At 67.3% G+C, this 18,204-nt stretch carries 14 protein-coding genes; 5 read left to right on the top strand and 9 right to left on the bottom strand.

Translation table 11 applies throughout. The features are described 5' to 3' along the window. Positions 1 to 112: 112 nt before the first annotated feature. Positions 113 to 1,012: an ROK family protein gene (locus DK926_RS21330; RefSeq protein WP_114332057.1), complete on the bottom strand. Its 900-nt coding sequence runs from the start codon at positions 1,010 to 1,012 to the stop codon at positions 113 to 115. Positions 1,013 to 1,043: 31 nt separating this feature from the next. Then, the gene (locus DK926_RS21325) at positions 1,044 to 1,829 is read right to left on the bottom strand and encodes a class I SAM-dependent methyltransferase (protein ID WP_114332056.1); all 786 of its coding nucleotides are present in this window, start codon (positions 1,827 to 1,829) and stop codon (positions 1,044 to 1,046) included. A gap of 102 nt (positions 1,830 to 1,931) precedes the next feature. On the opposite strand from DK926_RS21325, the gene DK926_RS21320 reads away from it, so the two are divergent. After that, the gene (locus DK926_RS21320; RefSeq protein ID WP_114332075.1) at positions 1,932 to 3,125 is read left to right on the top strand and encodes a glycosyltransferase family 4 protein; all 1,194 of its coding nucleotides are present in this window, start codon (positions 1,932 to 1,934) and stop codon (positions 3,123 to 3,125) included. Here DK926_RS21320 and DK926_RS21315 read toward each other — a convergent pair. Next, positions 3,107 to 4,801 carry a hypothetical protein gene (locus tag DK926_RS21315; protein WP_207890880.1) on the bottom strand — a complete coding sequence of 565 codons (1,695 nt, stop codon included), beginning with the start codon at positions 4,799 to 4,801 and terminating at the stop codon, positions 3,107 to 3,109. The genes DK926_RS21320 and DK926_RS21315 overlap by 19 nt on opposite strands. Before the next feature lie 25 nt (positions 4,802 to 4,826). On the opposite strand from DK926_RS21315, the gene DK926_RS21310 reads away from it, so the two are divergent. Continuing rightward, positions 4,827 to 6,005, top strand: a complete 1,179-nt coding sequence (locus tag DK926_RS21310; RefSeq protein ID WP_114332076.1) for a polysaccharide biosynthesis protein — start codon at positions 4,827 to 4,829, stop codon at positions 6,003 to 6,005. Positions 6,006 to 6,056: 51 nt separating this feature from the next. Here the strand turns inward: DK926_RS21310 and DK926_RS21305 are convergent, their stop codons facing one another. Then, a complete protein-coding gene (locus DK926_RS21305) occupies positions 6,057 to 7,187 on the bottom strand; it encodes a DUF3068 domain-containing protein (RefSeq protein WP_068420383.1) in 1,131 nt (376 codons plus the stop codon). 202 nt (positions 7,188 to 7,389) lie between these two features. Here DK926_RS21305 and DK926_RS21300 point away from each other — a divergent pair, with 202 nt between their 5' ends. After that, a complete protein-coding gene (locus DK926_RS21300) occupies positions 7,390 to 8,520 on the top strand; it encodes an acyltransferase (RefSeq protein ID WP_207890879.1) in 1,131 nt (376 codons plus the stop codon). Positions 8,521 to 8,541: 21 nt separating this feature from the next. On the opposite strand, the gene DK926_RS21295 is transcribed toward DK926_RS21300, so the two are convergent. The 3 genes from DK926_RS21295 to DK926_RS21285 all read right to left on the bottom strand — a co-directional run bounded on the left by DK926_RS21295 (position 8,542) and on the right by DK926_RS21285 (position 13,619). Beyond that, positions 8,542 to 12,879 (bottom strand): alpha-(1->3)-arabinofuranosyltransferase, encoded by a 4,338-nt coding sequence (locus DK926_RS21295; protein ID WP_165839642.1) that lies wholly within the window; start codon positions 12,877 to 12,879, stop codon positions 8,542 to 8,544. After that, positions 12,860 to 13,030 carry a DUF2613 domain-containing protein gene (locus DK926_RS21290; protein WP_084423591.1) on the bottom strand — a complete coding sequence of 57 codons (171 nt, stop codon included), beginning with the start codon at positions 13,028 to 13,030 and terminating at the stop codon, positions 12,860 to 12,862. Before DK926_RS21290 ends, DK926_RS21295 begins: the two co-directional genes overlap by 20 nt. A gap of 121 nt (positions 13,031 to 13,151) precedes the next feature. Then, positions 13,152 to 13,619 carry a universal stress protein gene (locus tag DK926_RS21285; protein WP_068422672.1) on the bottom strand — a complete coding sequence of 156 codons (468 nt, stop codon included), beginning with the start codon at positions 13,617 to 13,619 and terminating at the stop codon, positions 13,152 to 13,154. Between the two features lie 93 nt (positions 13,620 to 13,712). On the opposite strand from DK926_RS21285, the gene DK926_RS21280 reads away from it, so the two are divergent. Both DK926_RS21280 and DK926_RS21275 read left to right on the top strand, forming a co-directional pair. After that, positions 13,713 to 14,882, top strand: coding sequence for a glycoside hydrolase family 3 N-terminal domain-containing protein (locus DK926_RS21280; RefSeq protein WP_068422982.1), 1,170 nt, complete (start codon positions 13,713 to 13,715; stop codon positions 14,880 to 14,882). Between the two features lie 88 nt (positions 14,883 to 14,970). Then, positions 14,971 to 15,576 (top strand): TetR/AcrR family transcriptional regulator, encoded by a 606-nt coding sequence (locus tag DK926_RS21275; RefSeq protein WP_068422675.1) that lies wholly within the window; start codon positions 14,971 to 14,973, stop codon positions 15,574 to 15,576. Between the two features lie 340 nt (positions 15,577 to 15,916). Here the strand turns inward: DK926_RS21275 and DK926_RS21270 are convergent, their stop codons facing one another. Then, entirely contained in the window at positions 15,917 to 16,774 is an 858-nt protein-coding gene (locus DK926_RS21270; protein WP_114332055.1) for a MaoC/PaaZ C-terminal domain-containing protein, read from the bottom strand. Then, on the bottom strand, positions 16,771 to 18,117 hold the full coding sequence (locus DK926_RS21265) for a 3-oxoacyl-ACP reductase (protein WP_114332054.1): 1,347 nt from the start codon (positions 18,115 to 18,117) through the stop codon (positions 16,771 to 16,773). Before DK926_RS21265 ends, DK926_RS21270 begins: the two co-directional genes overlap by 4 nt. Between the last annotated feature and the right edge of the window lie 87 nt (positions 18,118 to 18,204).

Below are 18,204 nucleotides of genomic sequence, written 5' to 3'. Positions count from 1 at the left end.
CGACAAACGACTCGCCCAAGGCAAAAGCAAACGCGACATCATCCGCTGCCTCAAACGAGCCGTCGCCCGCGAAATGTTCCAGCTACTCACACAAAAAATCGGAAGTTGACACTCATAGGAGCATCACAGGTGGCGCAGCCGCCAGAACCGCCGCGCCCGTCAGCGTCCCGGCCCCGCCGAGTTTCGCGGGCACGATGGCGAGGTCGTCGAGGAAGCGCAGTCGCGCGTGCAGTGCCGCCGACTCTTTGATCGGATCCCACAGCGGTGGCCCGGCCTGCGCGAATCCGCCCCCGATGACGACGAGGTTCACGTCCACCAGCGCCACCGCCGACGCGATGGCCTGCCCCAAGGCGACGCCCGCGCGCTGCAGCGTCGTGATCGCGACGACGTCACCGTCCCCCGCGGACCTGGCCAGCTCGGCGCCCGTCGAGCCTTCCCATCCCTGTTCCTGAGCCCAGCGCACCGCGGACGGCCCGCTGGACACCGTTTCGACGCAGCCGAGGCCGCCGCACGTGCACGGCGTCGTCGAACCGGGGACGACGATGTGGCCGATGTGGCCCGCATTTCCGCTGCGTCCGTGCACGATCTCACCGCCGAGAACAAGGCCGCCGCCGATCCCGGTGGACACGACGATGCTCAACACGTCGTCGACGCCTTGCGCAGCGCCGAACATGTGCTCGCCGAGCGCGGCGCATCCGCCGTCCATGGCGACCGTCACCGACGCGTCGGGAAACTGCTTTCCTACCGCTTCGCGGAGGCCGAAGCCGTCCTTCCATTCCGGGATGTTGATCGGTGCGACGGATCCGGCGACGGTGTCGACAGGCCCGGAACACGCGATTCCGACGCGGTCGATGTCGCTGCCGACGGCTACCGCGTCGAGCAGCTCGGAACAGGCCTTCCAGACGTCCGTCCGGGGCGTCGGAACTTCCAGTGCTTCGCCGGGGCGCCCGTCCTCGGCGACGACCGCCGCGGTCATCTTCGTTCCTCCGATGTCCAATGCCAGCGCAGTCATCGTTCCACGGTACCGGTGCCCGCGCTCGGTTCTAGGAAGCCCGCAGGACCACGACGAGATTGCTCGCGAGTAGCTCCCGAACGAACGGGATGTCGATGAGCCACCAGGCCCACCGCGGATGGTAGCGAGGGAATGCCGCGAGTAGATCACCGTTGGAAGTGCTTCGCGCCCAACGTAATCCGTCGGCGGCACCGATGTCGAACAGGGATTCTCCGAAGAGGTTCTTCGGGTCGCGGCCGTGCTTTCGGCGGTAGCGTTCGGCGGCGTATCGACCGCCGACGTAGTGCCACGGCCGGGTCTCGTGACCGCCGAACGGGCTGAGCCAGAGCGTGTACGACAGCACCATCAGGCCACCGGGTTTGGTGACGCGGAGCATCTCCTCGGCCATCGTCCACGGTTCACGCACGTGTTCGGCGACGTTCGACGAGAAACAGATGTCGACGCTGTCGTCGCGGAACGGCAGTGCCATCCCGGAACCGCGCACGCTGCCGTGCACCTGCAGTCCTGCGGCGTGCATCTCGGAGGGGTCCGGTTCGACCGGGAGGTACCGGGCGCCGCTGTCGAGGAACACCTGGGCGAAGTAGCCGGGACCACCACCGACATCCACGACGACGCGGTCGCGCAGCTCGTCACCGGTCAGGCCGCGGTAGAGGTCACCGATCAGCTCGACGGAGTCGCGGGCGAGTGCGCCGTAGAAGATGTCGGGGGCGGTCTGTTCGTGTCCGAAGTCCTTCAGCAGGCTCACCGATCGACGCAGTGTCGCGCGTTTCGCGAAGTAGCGGGTGACCCCGGACCTGCGGCTCCTGAAGTACGACACGAGCAGAAAGAGTATGTGAAGCTGACGCGTCGAGCTTCGCTGGGCCGGACGAACCGCTAGGGTGTTTCGAGTTCGTGTTTCGTGGCCGTGATGGGGGAAGCTGTGCAAGAGGTGCTGCTGCTCTGCTGGCGAGATACCGGCCACCCGCAAGGTGGGGGCAGCGAGCGCTACCTCGAGCAGGTAGGCGCGGGTCTGGCGCGAGGCGGAGTTCGAGTGACGCTGCGGACGGCGTCGTACCCGGGGGCTCCCGCCGAGGAGATGGTCGACGGCATCCGCATCAGTCGCGGGGGTGGTCGTCTCAGCGTGTACCCGCGGGCTCTGGCTGCCATCGTCGCTGGTCGGCTCGGGTTCGGGCCTCTGCGCGGAATCCGGCCCGACGCCGTCGTCGACACCCAGAACGGCATTCCCTTCTTCTCGCGCCTCGCCGCGGCCGCCCCGGTGACGTTGCTGGTGCATCACTGCCATCGCGAGCAGTGGCCGGTAGCGGGTCCGCTGATGGCCAAGCTCGGCTGGTGGCTCGAGAGTGTCGTGTCGCCGCGGGTGCATCGACGCAATCAGTATCTGACGGTGTCGCTGCCGTCGGCCGACGAGCTGGTTGCCCTCGGGGTCGATCGTGACCGCATCGCCGTCGTTCGCAACGGCGTCGACGCGCTTCCGCCCGGGGCCCCCGAGGACGTTCGATCCGCTCATCCGTCGCTGTCCGTGCTGTCGCGTCTGGTGCCGCACAAGCAGATCGAGGACGCGCTCGCCGCCGTCGCCGCCCTGCGGCCGCGTGTTCCGGACCTACATCTCGACGTCATCGGCGGCGGTTGGTGGGAAGACAACCTGCGGCAGCGCGCCACCGAACTCGGCATCGACGACGCAGTCACCTTCCACGGCCACGTCGACGAGGCTCGCAAACACGAACTCCTCGGGCAGTCGTGGGTGCATGTGATGCCGTCGCGCAAGGAGGGGTGGGGTCTCGCCGTCGTCGAAGCGGCTCAGCACGGTGTTCCGACGGTGGGATACCGCAGCTCGAAGGGCCTCACGGACTCCATCATCGACGGCGTGACGGGTTTGCTCGTCGGCTCCGACGAGGCCGAGCGTGACGTTCCTGCGTTGACCGATGCCGTGGCCGATCTTCTGCTCGACGCCGACCTGCGTGCCGATCTCGGTGAGAAGGCACGCGTCCGCGCGCGGGAGTTCTCGTGGGAGCAATGCGCGCACGGCGTGCGCAACGTTCTCGAGGCGTCGACGAGGGGTGCGCACGTGTCCGGGCTGGTGTCGCCCGGGCCGGCTCAGGTCTTGCGCCTGTAGACCGCGACGCTCACCCCGCCGACGAGCAGCGCGATCCACACCAGATGTGCCGCGCCGACCACCCGGTTGGCCGACGATCGAGCTCTCTCCCGTGCGTCCGGAACGCGGTACAACGCCAATTCGTCGTCCGAGTAGACGTTCTCGAGCTGGTCCAGCGTGCGCTGCGAGTCGCCGAGCTGCCCGGGCGTCGTACGTTCCACCAACACCCACGCGACGCCGAGTTCTCGCAGTCGTTCGACGTCGCCGCCGGCCACCAGCACGGACCCGACGTCCTCCGCTCGTGATCCTTCACCGCGGACCGTGCCGCCCGCGACGATCAGTTCGCCGGTCTGCAGCACGTCGAGCGGCAGCATGCGCGGCGCCGGATCCAGCACGGGCGCGTCGCCGCTGTACGGAAAGATCCGGAACATGCCCGCGGGGAGGACGGCTACATCGCCCGCTTCGTTCTCGAGTCTTTCGGCGACGGTGGTCCACGACGACGGATAGCGAACCGGCTCGACCTGCCCGGCGACGCCCCACACCAGGTCGGGCAGCGCGACGACGACGGCCAGCATCGCGGCGACCGCAGGCAGCCATCGATTGCGCAGTCGCACACCGACCCAGACGACTCCGGCCGCGGCCGCGAGTGCGTAGAACGGCATCGCCAACGCAACCCACTTCTGGGCGTCGCGCAGCAGTCCCGCGCCGGGGACGTTCGAGACAGCCCATTCGCCGACGCGCAGGCCTGGGCCGGTCGCGCCCAGCGTGGGGCCCAGAACTGCGACAGCCGCAACGACACCCAGCGCGAGCACGTACGGGTTGCGTCGACGCCGCCACAGCGGTGCGAGACCCAGCGCGACGACTGCCAGCAGCAACACCGTTCCGAACAGCGCGAACACGGACGTGCGAGTCGGCGGGACGGCGTCGGAGTTCCAGATGCCGCCCAGTCCGGCGAGACTGCCGATCGTGCCGAGGCCTGGTTCGGCGCGGGCCGCGAATGCTGCGACTCCGGCCGGGTCGCTGCCCTCGGTTCCACCTCCGGACACGACGGTCGCGACGAGCCACGGCAGCGAGGCCGCGACGGCCAGCACAAGTGTCACGACGGTTCGACGGGCGCGATGCACGCCGCCTGGAGTCACCGCGAGCACGATCGCGACCGACGCCGCGAGCAGCGCACCCGTCGGCGTCAGACCCGCAGCGGCGAGACAGGCTGCCAGCGAGGCCCAGCGGCCGCGTCGGCGAAGGGTCAGGGCGGCACAGACAGTCCACGGCACTGCGGCGTAGCCGACGAGCAGCGACCAATGCCCCTGCAGCAGACGCTCGGCCACGTACGGGTTCCAGACGGCGACGGTCGACGCCGTCAGCAGCGCGGGCGTCGACGCGACGGGAAGCAACACTCGCACCATCTGCGCTGCACCCCACCCGGCCAGCCACAGCGCGAGCAGCAGCACGGTCTTGACGACGATTCCGCCGTCGACGACGGTCGACAGCGTCGCCACGAACGCGTCCTGCGGCACCGCTCGGGCGGCGGCATCGGTCGTACCGAGAGCGGCGTCGGTCAGGTACGAGCGAGGGGTGCTGACCGCGTCGCGCATCAGCAGGTAGCCCGGGCCGAGAAGGGGCCCGACGACGGCGAGCGCGACGATCAGGCTGAACGCTGCCGGTGCGGCCGTCCGGCCGCGCTGCGTCCACGCCACTCACGGGACCCTATACCGTGTCCCCATGCCGTCCCGCACCGTCAGCACCTCGGCGGTCGCCGGGATGTCGATGGTCACGGCCGGGTCGATGGCGGCCAACGCCGCGTCGTACCTGCTTCACCTGCCTGCCAGCCGTTTCCTCGGCCTCGCCGGCTACGCCGAGTTCGCGAGCCTGCTCGCCGCGCAGTTGGTTCTCGCGGTGCCCGCGCTCGCGCTGCAGTCCGTCGTCGCGCGTGACGTCGTGCGGGGGCGGAACAGCGGTGAGCTGCGGTCGCTCGGATATCGGTCCGCTGCCGTCGTCGCGGTCCTGGCGTTGGTCGCATCGCCGGTGGTCGCCTGGGCGCTGCAGACGGGCGTGCTGGCGACGGTGTCGGCGTTGGTCGTCGCGCCCGTGCTGGTCGTGTTGGCGACGGAACAGGGGTTGCTGCAAGGTTCTGCGCGTTTCGGGACGTTGAGCATCGTGTTGGCTGCCGCGGGTCTCGGCAAGGTCGTGCCCGCGGTCGTCGTACTGGCGTTCGGAGGTGGGCCGGGCATCGTCCTGGCGGCCAGTGCGGTGGGAACGTCGATCGTGGCCGTCGGCGCTCGGCTTGCGACTCGAACGACGACTGGGCCGTCGACATCCCGGCTCAGCGTCGTCGAAGTGCTCGCCGCATCTCAGGTGCAACTGGCGTTGATCTTGCTGTCCTCGGTCGATCTCGTGCTCGTGAAGGCGTTGCTCGACGACGACCAAGCCGGTCTTTACGCACTCGGTGCGGTCGCGACGAAGGCCGCGTTCTGGCTGCCTCAAGCCGTCGGCGTCGTGCTGTATCCGAGAATGGCGAACCCGAAGCAGTCCGCGTCGGCGCTTCGATCCGCGCTTGCGGTCGTCGCCGGAATCGGGGCCGTGCTCGTCGTGGGGTGTGCCGTCGCGTCGCCTCTGTTGCCGCTCCTCGTCGGCGACGCCTATGCACCGGTCAAGGGGTATGTGTGGATCTTCGCGCTGCAGGGCGCGTGCCTCGCGGTGTTGCAGAGCGGATTGTTGTGGGCCATCGCGGGCAACAGAACTCGCCTCGCGGCCGTCGCCTGGGTCGGCCTCGTCGTCGAGGTGGTGCTTCTGGTGACGGTGGCGTCGACAGTGGTCCAGTTCGTCACCGTCGCGGCGTCCGTCGCTGCGGTGTGTGCGGCGGTGATGAGCGCAGTCGCGATAGGCGCGTCGCGCCCGTGAGTGGGAATGTATAGCGGGCTACACATTCCCACTCACGGGCGACGAAGTCGCCTACTCCTTCGAGAGATTCGTACGGGGGATTTCCTCGGTCCGGTCCGTCGTCCAGTCGCGGCCGACGGGCTCGGTGCGCGGGGCGTAGCCGCCGTCGTCGGTGCGCTGCGGTCCACCGGTGCGTGCAGGCTGACGCGGGCCGCGGCCGCCGCGCAGGCCGAGCAGGATGCCTGCGATCAGTGAGATGACTCCGAGAATGCCCGCGATGATCGGGAGCGTGCGGCCGAACAGCGACAGCTTGTCCTGACCGTCCTTGGCTTGCTGGATCTGGTACTCGACGGTGTTCTCGTCGAACGCGATCGGGGCGTTCAGGACGTCGACCTCGGGCTGGCCCGCGGTGCGCGAGTAGTACTGGTGGACCTGCTCTTCGCCCTTGACGATGACACCGGTCTCCGGCTCGACCCACACCGTGCGCGTGTTCTCGTACCAGCGCGTCATCGTGACCGGAGCCTCGCCGCCCTCGACGCCCCACGTCGCCGCAGGCAACGTGACCTTGTTGGTCGGGGTGTTGACGACCGTCGACAGATCGACCGGTCCGACATCCTGCTGGTACTTGTAGACCTTGGTGCCGTTGATCTCGGTCTCTTCGACGAAATCGATGTCCTTCGACGCGCGAGCGTTGATGTCGAAGAACGGGTAGCTCTTCTGCTCGGCGTTGAACGGGAACTTGTACTGAAGGCCCGTGTGCTGCACTTCCTCGGCGGGCTTATCACCCTGCACCTGGATGCTGCCGATCGGATCGTCGACGGGCATCGAGCTGACGCGGTCGACGGTGACGCGGTCGACGGTCGCGGTCAGCAGACCGGTGTCGCCCTGCTTGTCACTGCGGCGCAACGTCTGTCCGGCCTGCAGCGTCATGTCCGTTGCGCCCGACGGCTCCTCGACGGTGACGAAACGCTGCGACACGAGCGGAACGTTCTGGTCGACCTGTGCGCGACCCGCGGTGAGCGATGCGGCGTTGAGCACGCTGCCCGTTCCGGTCGACACCGTCGTGACCTCGAGGTCCAGTGGGGTCTTCTCGAGGCGCGACACCGTGTAGGTCGGTATCAGAATCGCGGCGATCACGAGGAATGCACCCAGGCCAACGAGAACGAGGGCAACAATCCGGCTCGGCCCTGAGCGCTCCGCCATGTGACAGTCTCCTTAGTCTTATTTCCCGGCGTGCCGCTGCTTCCACCCCCGTCAGCTCGGGTGAACGCCCGCGTCCCCGACCTGGAGTGTCCGATTGGTATCGCCACGTCGCAGGTGACAGTAACAGTGATCACGCGTCGCAGTCGCGGGCACGCCCGATCATGGTCAACTTTCACGAACGTAAGTGCTTGACTGGTCGACGATGAGTACACCGACTGTCTCCGTTCCGCGCGAAGTCGTTCCGTTGCGTGGGTTCATTCCCTCGCTCGAGGGGATGCGCGCCTTCGCGTCCATCGGGATCATCGTCACGCACGTCGCGTTCCAGACCGGTGCCGCGAACTCGGCCGTCCTGGGCCGCATCTGGGGACGATTCGATCTCGCCGTCGCGTTGTTCTTCGCGCTGTCGGGCTTTCTGCTGTGGCGGCCGCATGCGGCTCACGCACGGGGCCTCGGCCAGGCCCAACCCATCCTGCGGTACTTCTGGTCGAGGGCGGTCCGCATTCTGCCCGCGTACTGGGTCGTCGTGGCGCTGGTGCTGTTGTTCCTGCCGAACACGGGAAGCAGTTGGCGGGTGTGGGCGGCGAATCTGTCTCTGACACAGGTGTTCGTACCGTTGACGCTCACCGAGGGCATGACTCAGATGTGGAGTCTGTCGGTCGAGGTGGCGTTCTACCTGGTGCTGCCGCTCATTGCCGTATCGATGCTCGGACTGCGTGGTGACCGAGCACGATTCCGGCGGCCGGTGCTGTTCGTCGTCGCTCTCGCGAGTCTGAGTTGGGCATTCATCCCGGTGTCGACGCCCGACGCCATCCATCACGACAACTGGCTGCCCGGCTACTTCGCCTGGTTCGCGGCGGGCATGCTGCTGGCCGAGTATTCGACGAGTTCCAGAACGTGGATGCATCGCGTCATGGGGCACAGGGTGTTTGCCGCGTCCATTGCGGTGGTGGCGTTCGCCCTGTCGGCGACGCCTCTCGCCGGGCCGGAAGGATTGGTGCGTCCCGAGCCGTGGCAGTTCGCGGTCAAGGTGACGCTGGGCGCGATCCTCGCGTTCGCGATGTTGTCGCCGCTCGTCCTCGCCGACGAAGGTCGGAAGCACCGCGTGCTGGAACATCCGGTGACGCTCGCGCTCGGTCGTTGGTCCTATGGCATCTTCATCTGGCATCTCGTCGTGCTGGCGATGGTCTTCCCGGTGTTCGGTCTCATCCCGTTCTCCGGCCATTTCCTGTTGGTGTTGGTCGTGACCGTCGGCCTGTCGATTCCGGTCGCCGCGGCGAGCTACGCCTTGATCGAGGAGCCGGCGAGGCGGGCGCTGCGCACCCGTGCGCGGTAAGTCGGTCCATGGACCAACTTTTCACGCACGGGTGCGTAGCGCACTCACCGCCAAAGCCGCGATGCCGACGAGTGCCGAGAACTGCACGAGATACGAATGCCCGACGTAGCCGTCCGCGTCGCGCCACGGCCCCTTGGACAGCAGACCCATCGAGAGCAGGGTGCCGACGCCTGCGGTGGCGACGAGCGTCGTCGCGGCGATGTCCGGTCCGAAGCGTCGGCCAAGCCACCAGCCGAGTGCACCGACAGCCGCCGTCGTGACGACCCCGGCGACACCCGCGACGACCGCTGCTGCGACGAGTAGGAACGTCCAGGCGAGTATCGGACTGCGCCAGGGCGCCGGGGCGGGTGTGTCGGTCTCTCGGCTCCGACGGAAAGCGAAGAAGGTCAACGGGATCAGCAGTAACAGGCCGCCGAAGATGCCGAGGCGGTACCACGTGTCCGACGGGTAATCGAGCGTCACCGCAGTGACTCCTGCGGGAACGATCCAGCCCTGCTGCCACCCGTTCACGACGACGGGCTCGAGTACGGTGCCGTCGGGAGTCGTTGCGCGCCAACCGATGTTGCTGCTCTCGGGGACGACGAGGAGCTGATCGGTCGTCGAGTCGCTCAGCAGGATCTCACGGTGGTTCTCTTCCCACGCCGACGTCGTCACCTGGCGGGGGGTGTTCGCCTGCGTGGTCTCGGCAGCAGTGGAGCCTGCGGAACGATCGGTTGCAGATGCAGGAACGGGCATGGTGCGCAGTCGCATTCCGTCGACGACGAACGCCGCACCCGGATCGACGACGACGTCCTGTCGACCTTCCGGCAGCGGGGTCGGGTTGAGCCTGTCGTTCGGGACCGGGAACACACCCTCGCACATCGTCGCCTGCAGCGGTGCACCGGAACGGAATTGTTCTGCCGTCGCGGTCACCGACGCGCGGGTGGTCTGCCCGGCAATCGACACGATCGGTCCGACGTCGCATCCGACGGTGATCTCGCGGTCCTCGTTCGCGGGAGCGGAGCCGGCACGAGTGACCCCGTCGGCAGCTGTGCCGACTTCCTGTCCGCCGGACAGGACGGTCACCTCGGCGAGACCCGGCGGCTGCGGGACGATGAAGCCGAGTGAGTTCCGGTCCAACACGTCGTCCCAGTCGACGATCGACAGCACGATACGGTCGGTCACCCGTGGCTGGAGGTCGACGGTCGTGGTCCCGTCCGTGTCCACGTCCCGAACCTGCGGTCCGGCACCGAGATTCACGGCCACGCGCGTCGGGTGCGCGGGTAGGGTGCCGACGCTCGGCGTCAGGGCGAGACCGTCGACGAGGGTCGGCTCGGGCAGATCTATCGTCAGGGTCGGTTGAGTTCCCGCTCGCTTCTCGACGCTCTTCTGCGGTGCCGTCCACGACGTGCGGTCGTCGCCGTCGGTGGCCGCGAACGCCGAGCCGTGCAGATCGCCGACGTCCGACGCGCCACTCGCCCTAGGCCGATCAGGTTGGGACAGAAGCGCTTCCAGCTCAGGGCTCTGTCGAGTGCGCAGCGTCAGTTCCGGCAACACCGCAGTTCCGATGGGAACCGACAACGTTCGCGAGAACCTGCCCAGTTCCTCGGGTTGCTGCGACAGGCCGCTGCTGCACCGGATGCGATCGGCGGTGTCGAGGCATCCAGGGCGACCGGGGAATTCCTGGCCGAGGTCCCACTCCTTCACGCGCGCACCGTCGGTCACGGGAGGGAGTACCGCACGGTGAACGATCGACACCGGTCGCGGCGCATCGCGATCGGAGTAGTCGTCGACGGACAGCTCGCTGATGCCGAACTGGCTTCCTCGGGTGCCGTCGACTGTCGATTTCGCAGTGATTCGCACCCAGGGCGTGGAGCCACCGGGAAGCGACACCGTCAACGGATCACCCGGCCTGTCGACGCGGGCCGCGGTGCTGCCGTTCGGTGTGGTGATCTCGAGCCACTTCACGGGGTCGCCGATGGTGCCGGGACTCGTGCGCAGATGGAGCAGTCCGCCGCGTATCGGAGTGTCGAACTCGACCTGAAGCCACTGTCCCACAGCGCTTTCGATGCCGTTGGACACCCAGGCCGTCGCGAGGTCGCCGTCGACGACTGCCGCGACGCCACTGCCGGGCTTCGTGCCACCGATCTGCGTCGAATCCGAGGCGGAGCTCGACGCGGTGATGGTCGCGCCCTCCCATTCCGCGTTCACTGTGTCGGCGCCGTCGACCGGATAGTCGGGCACTTCGTTGAGCGACCGTCGCGGTTCGTCGATCGAACGCAGCGCGGAACTGTGGTCGTCGACCTGCCCGAAATCCGTTTCCCGATTCATCGGGGTGTCCGTCACGGTGACCGTGTCGACGTCCATGCCTGCGGCGGCCGCGTCGGATGCGAGGATGACGGGACCGGCAGGGACCGGGTCCGGAGCGCCGGAGTTACGCCGAGTGTTCAAGCGCTGCACCGATTCCGGGCCACCCTGCACGAACGGCACGCGATCCAGGTCGACGGCGTAGGGGCCGGACACCCCTGCCGTCGACTCGACTTCGTAGATCTCGATTGCCGGGTACGGGGGCCGTAGATCGCCGTCGACGGTGACGCCCTCCACCGTGCCGGGGGCGATCTCGTCACCGAACTCGGCGACGCGCGTCAGTCCCGGGGATCCGTCGAGTGCCGCATGCACCTGCACGGGACGGGTGGAACGAGAGGTCTCCGGTTCCAGATCGTTCCGCACGACGACGTAGCGAATTCCCTGACCGCGCAACGTGTCCGCGAGACCCGCCGACGGGGAGCCGTCGGCGATGAGGCGTTGGACGGAATCGAGCGCGCGAATCGCGCCGGGAGGGGTGAGCGGCACCGAATCACGCACGGCCCATGGCGTCGTCGCCAATGCTTGGAGCGGTTCGTCGCGGGTCAGGCCCCACGTCTGCAGGGCGAAGGGGGCGCCGGGGACGACGAGGGCGCGGTCGGCGTCGGAGCCGTCGGGACTCGTTCCCGACGCGTTCTCGGTGAGCCAGTCGGCCGCATCGTGCCAGTACTGCGGAATGGATTGATAGGCACCGCGAGGGGCGAGCTTGCCGGTCCAGGCGAGTGACGTCGAGAACGTCAGAGCGACGAGGACGAGCCCGGCGACGGCGACCATCTTGTCGCGTTCGGGGTGTGCGATCGCTGTGGTCCATGTCCGGAACGGCGCGGAGCCGGGCAACGGAACACGTGCCAGGAGGTGAGCGAGCCCGAGTACCAACGAGATTCGAACGACCGGCTCGAGCTTGTGCACGTTGCGCAGGGGAGCACCTGCCGTGTCGAGGAATAGTCGGACGGAGTCCGCGATCGGCGAGCTCAGGTCGCCGACGTAGCCCGCGGTCAGTCCGACGATGCCGACGAACAGCAGGACGGTGAGGCGTCCCCGGGCAGGCATGGACCGCATCGCGAGGCCGATGACGCCTGCCGCTGCGACGACACCCGTCGCGACGACGGCCGCCGGCTGCGTGACCAGCACGGCGCCGGCGACGCGCTCGGGGGAGACGAACGGCGTCCAACTGCTCGTGCCGCGCAGAATTTCGGCGAGCGACGCCCATTGCGTCGTGGTGCCGGATGATTCGATGTAGTCGAGGAACGGCGGGCTGACGCTGCCCAGTAGCAGCAGCGGGACGATCCACCACAGTGTCGCGAGGACGAGGAAGCCTGCCCACCACGCGCAGAACCGGATCCAGCGACTGTTCGGTCGGTGGCACAGTACCCAGACGACGCCGACGAGGCACGCGGCCGCCGTCGCAACGGCATTGACGGCACCCATGAGCGCGACGGCGACGGCCGACTGCGCGGCGAGCTTGCGGAGTGCAGGCGACCTGTCGGAACCCGGGTGGAACGCCCACACGATCGGGATCAGCACCCACGGCGCGAGCATCATCGGCATCGTCTCCGACGAGATCGACGCCAGAGTCGTGATCACGCGCGGCGACAGAACGAATGCGAACGCCGCGACGATGCGCGAGCTGCGGCTTCCGACACCGAGCGCCTCGGCAAGTCGAACGATTCCCCAGAAACCCGCGATCAGCAGCAGCGCCCACCAGATGCGCTGTGTGACCCACGGCGGAATCGACAGAACATCACCGAGCGCGAAGAACGCTCCGTGCGGAAAGAAGTAGCCGTACGCCTGGTTCTGGACCTGACCGAGCGGCGCCTGCGACGTCCATTGGTGCGCAGCGCGCGCGAGGAAGCCCAGCGGGTTCTGGGTCAGGTCGTATTTGGTGTCCGCAACAGTGAAGCCGGGAACCTGGAGAAAGGTGAGAAGGAACGCGAGGGCGGAGACGCCGAGCAGCCACCGTCGACCGAGTGGTTCGGAAGAGATCGAAGCAGGAGCGTCAGCGGCTGCCGTACTCAACCTGGTTCAGCAGCGAGGAGTCGGCATTTCCGGAACGATCGATGTCGGGACGGGTGTTGTCCGACGCCGCCGCAGTCACTCCGAACACGACGCCGGCGCCCAGCACCGCGCCGACCACCGCAGCAACAACTCCCGGGACAGCGAACTTCATCTCGGTTCTCCACTTTCGTCGACAGGCGCCGGGGACAAACGATCGCGCGCGCGGCTCACGGTATCACCCGAACGCGTGGGCGCCCGGGTGCACGCGCGGTTCAGGCGACCGCGAACCTGCGTTACTTGCCCGGAGGGACGATCAACACCGGTCGATGACTGTGGCGCAGCACATGATCGGCGACGGAACTCTGGAGCAACGAACGGAGCCCCGTCGTGCCGCGCGTGCCGGTGACGATGATGTCGGCGTCGACGTCGTCGGCTTTCTCGACGATGGCGCTCCAGATCGCCGTCGTGCATTCGGCGCAGCTGCCCTCGACTTCCAGACCCGCTCGTTCTGCGAGTGCGACGCCTTCGTTGTTGGTCACCTTCGCGTCGGTCAGCGCGACGTCCTCGGCCTGGTCGTCGGGAACCCATTCGGGCTGCATGACGCCCGAGAGTCCCGACATGCGCGCGGCTTGGCGCACCATCGGCTCCCATGCGGTGACGACGACAGCCCGCCGCGTCGTCAGAAAGCGGCCTGCGTACTCGATGGCGCGTTTGGCGTTGTCGGAGCCGTCGTAGGCGATGAGGATCAGGTCCGAAGGCATCGAATTTCCCTTCTGATGTCGCTTTTGTCCAAGGTTATCTCGTTCGGACGCGGGATCGCGTGGGTACGGTCCGCTCCGCTACGGTCGAATGTCATGAGGAAGTTCCGTTCGCCCGTGCCCGTCCTCGCCGTGGTGCTCGGGGTCGGTGTCGTCACCGGATGCAGTAGTCAGAGCTCCGAGTCGGCGCCGATTGCCACGTCCTCGCCCGTCCCCGTCGCCGAACCGACCGGTACGACAAGCGAAGTCGTTCCGCCGCCGGTCGACGCGTGTGCGACGTTCGTCGGAACCCTCACCGAACGCCAGCGCCTCGCGCAGCTGTTGACGGTCGGCGTCACCGGAACTGCCGACGCCGTCGACATCATGTCCCGTGAGCAGGTCGGCGGAATTTTCATCGGCAGTTGGACCGATTCGTCGACGCTCGCCTACGGCCAAGTACCCGAGATCGACGCGGCGGCCGCGGTTCCCCCGATGGTGACGATCGACGAAGAGGGCGGCAGGGTCTCACGCGTCGAAGATCTGTTGGGTCCCGATCCGTCGGCGCGTGAAACAGCCCGGACGATGACGCCGGATCAGACGTATCAGATGGCCCTCGAACGCGGCACCGAGCTGAAAGAGCTCGGCATCACCGTCGATTTCGCTCCCGTCGTCGACGTCAGTGGCCAGCCCGACGATTCGGTCATCGGTGACCGTTCGTACAGCGAGGATCCCCAGGAGGTCATCGCCTACGCCGGGGCGTACGCCCAGGGATTGCGCGACGCGGGAGTTCAGCCCGTCATCAAGCACTTTCCCGGCCACGGCTCCGGCTCCGGCGATTCGCACACCGGTGCTGTGACGACGCCTCCGCTCGAACAGCTGCGTCAGTCCGATCTGCTTCCCTATCAGGCTCTCTCCCAGACAGGTGTCGGAATCATGGTCGGGCACCTCGACGTTCCCGGTCTGACCGATCCCGGATACCCGGCCAGCATCAGCCCCGCCGCGATGAAGTTGCTGCGCGACGGCGTCGGATACGGCGCTGCACCGTTCACCGGGCCGATCTTCACCGACGATCTCAGCGGCATGGCCGCGATCACGGATCGGCTGGGCATCGTCGCAGCCGTCGAGTCCGCCTTGGTCGCGGGCGCCGACGTGGCGTTGTGGCTGACGACCGATGACGTGCCCGCAGTGCTCGACAACCTCGAGGAAGCCGTCGCGACGGGGCGTCTGCCTGCCGCGCAGGTCGATCGGTCGGCTGCCACTGTGGCCCAGTTCAAGGGTGCCTGCTAGATTTCACGGGCTCTTCGAACGCTCGTAGTGACGTAGGCCTCCTTACCGTGGAGTAAGGTTATGTGTTCGACGTTGTTTGGGAGGACACATGGCTGGCGGCTCCAAGCGATTGCCCCGTGCCGTCCGGGAGCAGCAGATGCTCGACGCGGCGGTCGATGTGTTCTCCGACAACGGTTTTCACGAGACCTCGATGGATGCGATCGCCAAGAAGGCGTCGATTTCCAAGCCGATGCTTTACCTGTACTACGGATCCAAGGACGAACTGTTCGCCGCGTGCATCAACCGGGAGGGCGTCAAGTTCGTCGAGGCACTCACCCCAGCCGCCGACCCGACGCTCACTCCGCGCGAGCAGCTACGACGCGCACTCCTCGGCTTCCTCGGCTTCGTCGGCGAACACCGAAAGTCCTGGATGGTGCTGTACCGGCAGGCCATCGGACAGTCGGCCTTCGCGTCGCAGGTGCAGAGCAGTCGTGATCGGCTCATCGAACTGACCGCCGGACTGCTCGAGATGAGCACGAAGGACCCGGAGCCGGGCCAGAATTTCGGCCTCATGGCCGTCGCCCTCGTCGGGGCGGGTGAAGCCGTCGCGGACCGCGTCGCCGGTGGCGAAATCGAGGTCGACGCGGCCGCGGACCTGCTCGAAAACCTCGCCTGGCGTGGTCTGGCGGGTAAGAAAACTGCGCACCTGGGGTAGTGGGCTTTGATGGGCCCGGCCGGGGTTCGGTCTCGCCCCGGGGGTTCGGAGCGAATGTGGCTTTCCGGTCACTCTGAGTGACTCAGGGGCGCCCTCGCTCTGGTAGGCCTGCCCGGGGGTTCGGAGCGAATGTGGCTTTCGGGTCACTCTGAGTGACTCAGGGGCGCCCTCGCTCTGGTGAGCCTGGCCGGGGGTCGAGCGAATGTGGCTTTCGGGTCACTCTGAGTGACCGAGGGGCGCCCTCGCTCTGGTGGCCCGGCCCGAAGTGACCGAATGTGACATTCGGTCACTCCGGGGACCCAGAACACCGGACCCAGACCACCGAACCCGGGCCGGGCACCTATCTCAACGTGGCGGTCAGGTGCGGGTAACCCTTTTTCGGGTGCTTGAGGGACAGATCCCAGCCGGACTCGACGGGTTCGGCATAGAGGTTGACCGTCGCGGGCAGGATGATCGGCTTGCCGAAGCGGACGTTGTACGTGACGCGCGAGGGCACGCGACCCTCGACGATGCCCAGTACCGCTGCGGCGCTCCACATTCCGTGCGCGATGGTGCGCGGGAAGCCGAAAGCCTTGGCCCCCAACGTCGACACGTGGATCGGGTTCCGATCGCCGGAGATCGACGCGTACTTGCTGATCGTCTTCTGGTCGACTCGCAGGGTGCGGGTCGGCGGCGGTGGCACTTCGTCGGCAGGCGGTGCTTCACGTGGACCACCCGACAGCGAGGTCTTCTGCAGGCTGAGGAAGCTGGAGGTCTGCTTCCAGACCAGTTCACGCCCGACGCTGACTTCGCTGACGAGATCGACCAACAAGCCCTTGCGGTGTTCGCGCAGGTTCTCGGCGTGCACGCGCACGTCCAGCGGCTCCGACGACGAGATGTCGCGGAATTGTTCGATGACGTTCTCGGCGTGTACCGATCCGATGGCCGCGAACGGAAACGCCTTGGACACCATCAGTTTCATGACCGTCGGGAAGACAAGCGTGAACGGGTAGGTGATCGGCAGGGTGTCGCCGAATCGCAGACCCGTCGCCCGGCAGTACCCGGCGAGATTGTCGGGATCGACGCGCAGGCCGTTCAGTTCGAAGACGGTGTCGGGCACCGAGTTCGACCTCGATCCGAGGAACGGCAGAGCGCCCAGTGCCGCCGATGCGTAGATGTCGGACGTCTTCGGCTGCTCGTCGAGCTTGACGACGCTCATGCGCCGAGGAGGCTCTGGCCGCAGACGCGGACGATCTGTCCGGTGACGGCGTTGGATGCGGGAGAGGCGAAGTACGCCACCGTTTCTGCGACGTCGACGGTCTGACCGCCCTGCAGCAGCGAGCTCATGCGTCGGCCTGCTTCGCGCGTCGCGAACGGAATGGCGGCCGTCATCGCGGTTTCGATGAAGCCCGGGGCGACGGCGTTGATGGTGATGTTCTTCTGGGCGAGAACCGGCGCCGACGCGTGCACGAGGCCGATGACACCCGCTTTCGACGTTCCGTAGTTGGTCTGGCCGCGGTTGCCCGCGATACCTGCAATGGAAGAGACGTCGACGACGCGGCCGCCTTCCTTCAGCGCCCCGGCCTTGACTAGGTGGTCGGTGATGCGTTGTGGAGCAAGCAGATTGACGCCGATGACGGAGTTCCAGCGACTCTCGTCCATGTTGGCGAGTGTCTTGTCGCGGGTGATGCCTGCGTTGTGGACGATGATGTCGGCGCCGCCGTGACGCTCGAGCAGGTGCTTCGACAGCACCTCGCCCGCGTCGTCCGCAGTGACGTCCAGCGCGAGCGACGTGCCGCCGACCTTGTTGGCGGTCTCGGACAGTGCTTCACCTGCAGCCGGGATGTCTGCGGCGACGACGGTGGCGCCGTCGCGTGCGAGTACTTCGGCGATCGTTGCGCCGATGCCGCGGGCAGCGCCGGTCACGACGGCGACCTTGCCTGCGAGCGGCTTGTCCCACGATGCGGGAGCTTCGGAGTCCTGATCGCCGACGGCGATGACCTGGCCGTCGACGAACGCCGACTTGGCCGACAGCAGGAACCGCAGCGTCGATTCGAGTCCGGACAGCCCGGTCGACGCCTTCGGGGAGATGTAGACGAGCTGCGCCGTCGCACCTCGCTTGACCTCTTTGCCGACGCTTCGGGTGAAGCCTTCGAGGGCGCGCTGCGCGATGTGCTCGTCGACGCTGGCTGTCTCCTCGGGCGTCGTACCGATGACGACGACGCGCGCCGACGGCGCGAGATTGCGGATGACCGGCTGGAAGAACTGGAACAGCTGCTCGAGTTCGGAGACCTGACCGATGCCGGTGGCGTCGAACACGAGTGCGCCGTACTTCTCGTCGTGCGGCTGGGCCTGGGGGTAGTCGGACAGAAGGGTGCGCAGCGGTTCCACGAGTCGGCCGTTTCCGCCGATCAGTACGGGTCCTGCCAGCGGCGGTTCGCCTGCCTTGTAGCGCCGCAGCTTCTCGGGCTGCGGCAGTCCTGCCTGCTTGGCGATGAACGCGCCCGGCGCGGACGCCAGGAACGTGGAGTAAAGGTCTGGGGCTCCCTTGGTGGCTGCCATGTCCTACCTTTCATTCGGCGCCGCGAAGCGCTCGACCGGGTGTCGACAACCAACTTACTCGTCAGTAAGATGAAACTCCACCAGGGC

Origin of the sequence: Rhodococcus sp. Eu-32 (assembly GCF_003336925.1) — a bacterium.
In the GTDB taxonomy this organism is placed as follows: Bacteria; Actinomycetota; Actinomycetes; order Mycobacteriales; family Mycobacteriaceae; genus Rhodococcoides; species Rhodococcoides kyotonensis_B.
The sequence above is the reverse complement of the archived record's forward strand: the minus strand, read 5'-3'. Positions and strand labels throughout refer to the sequence as shown.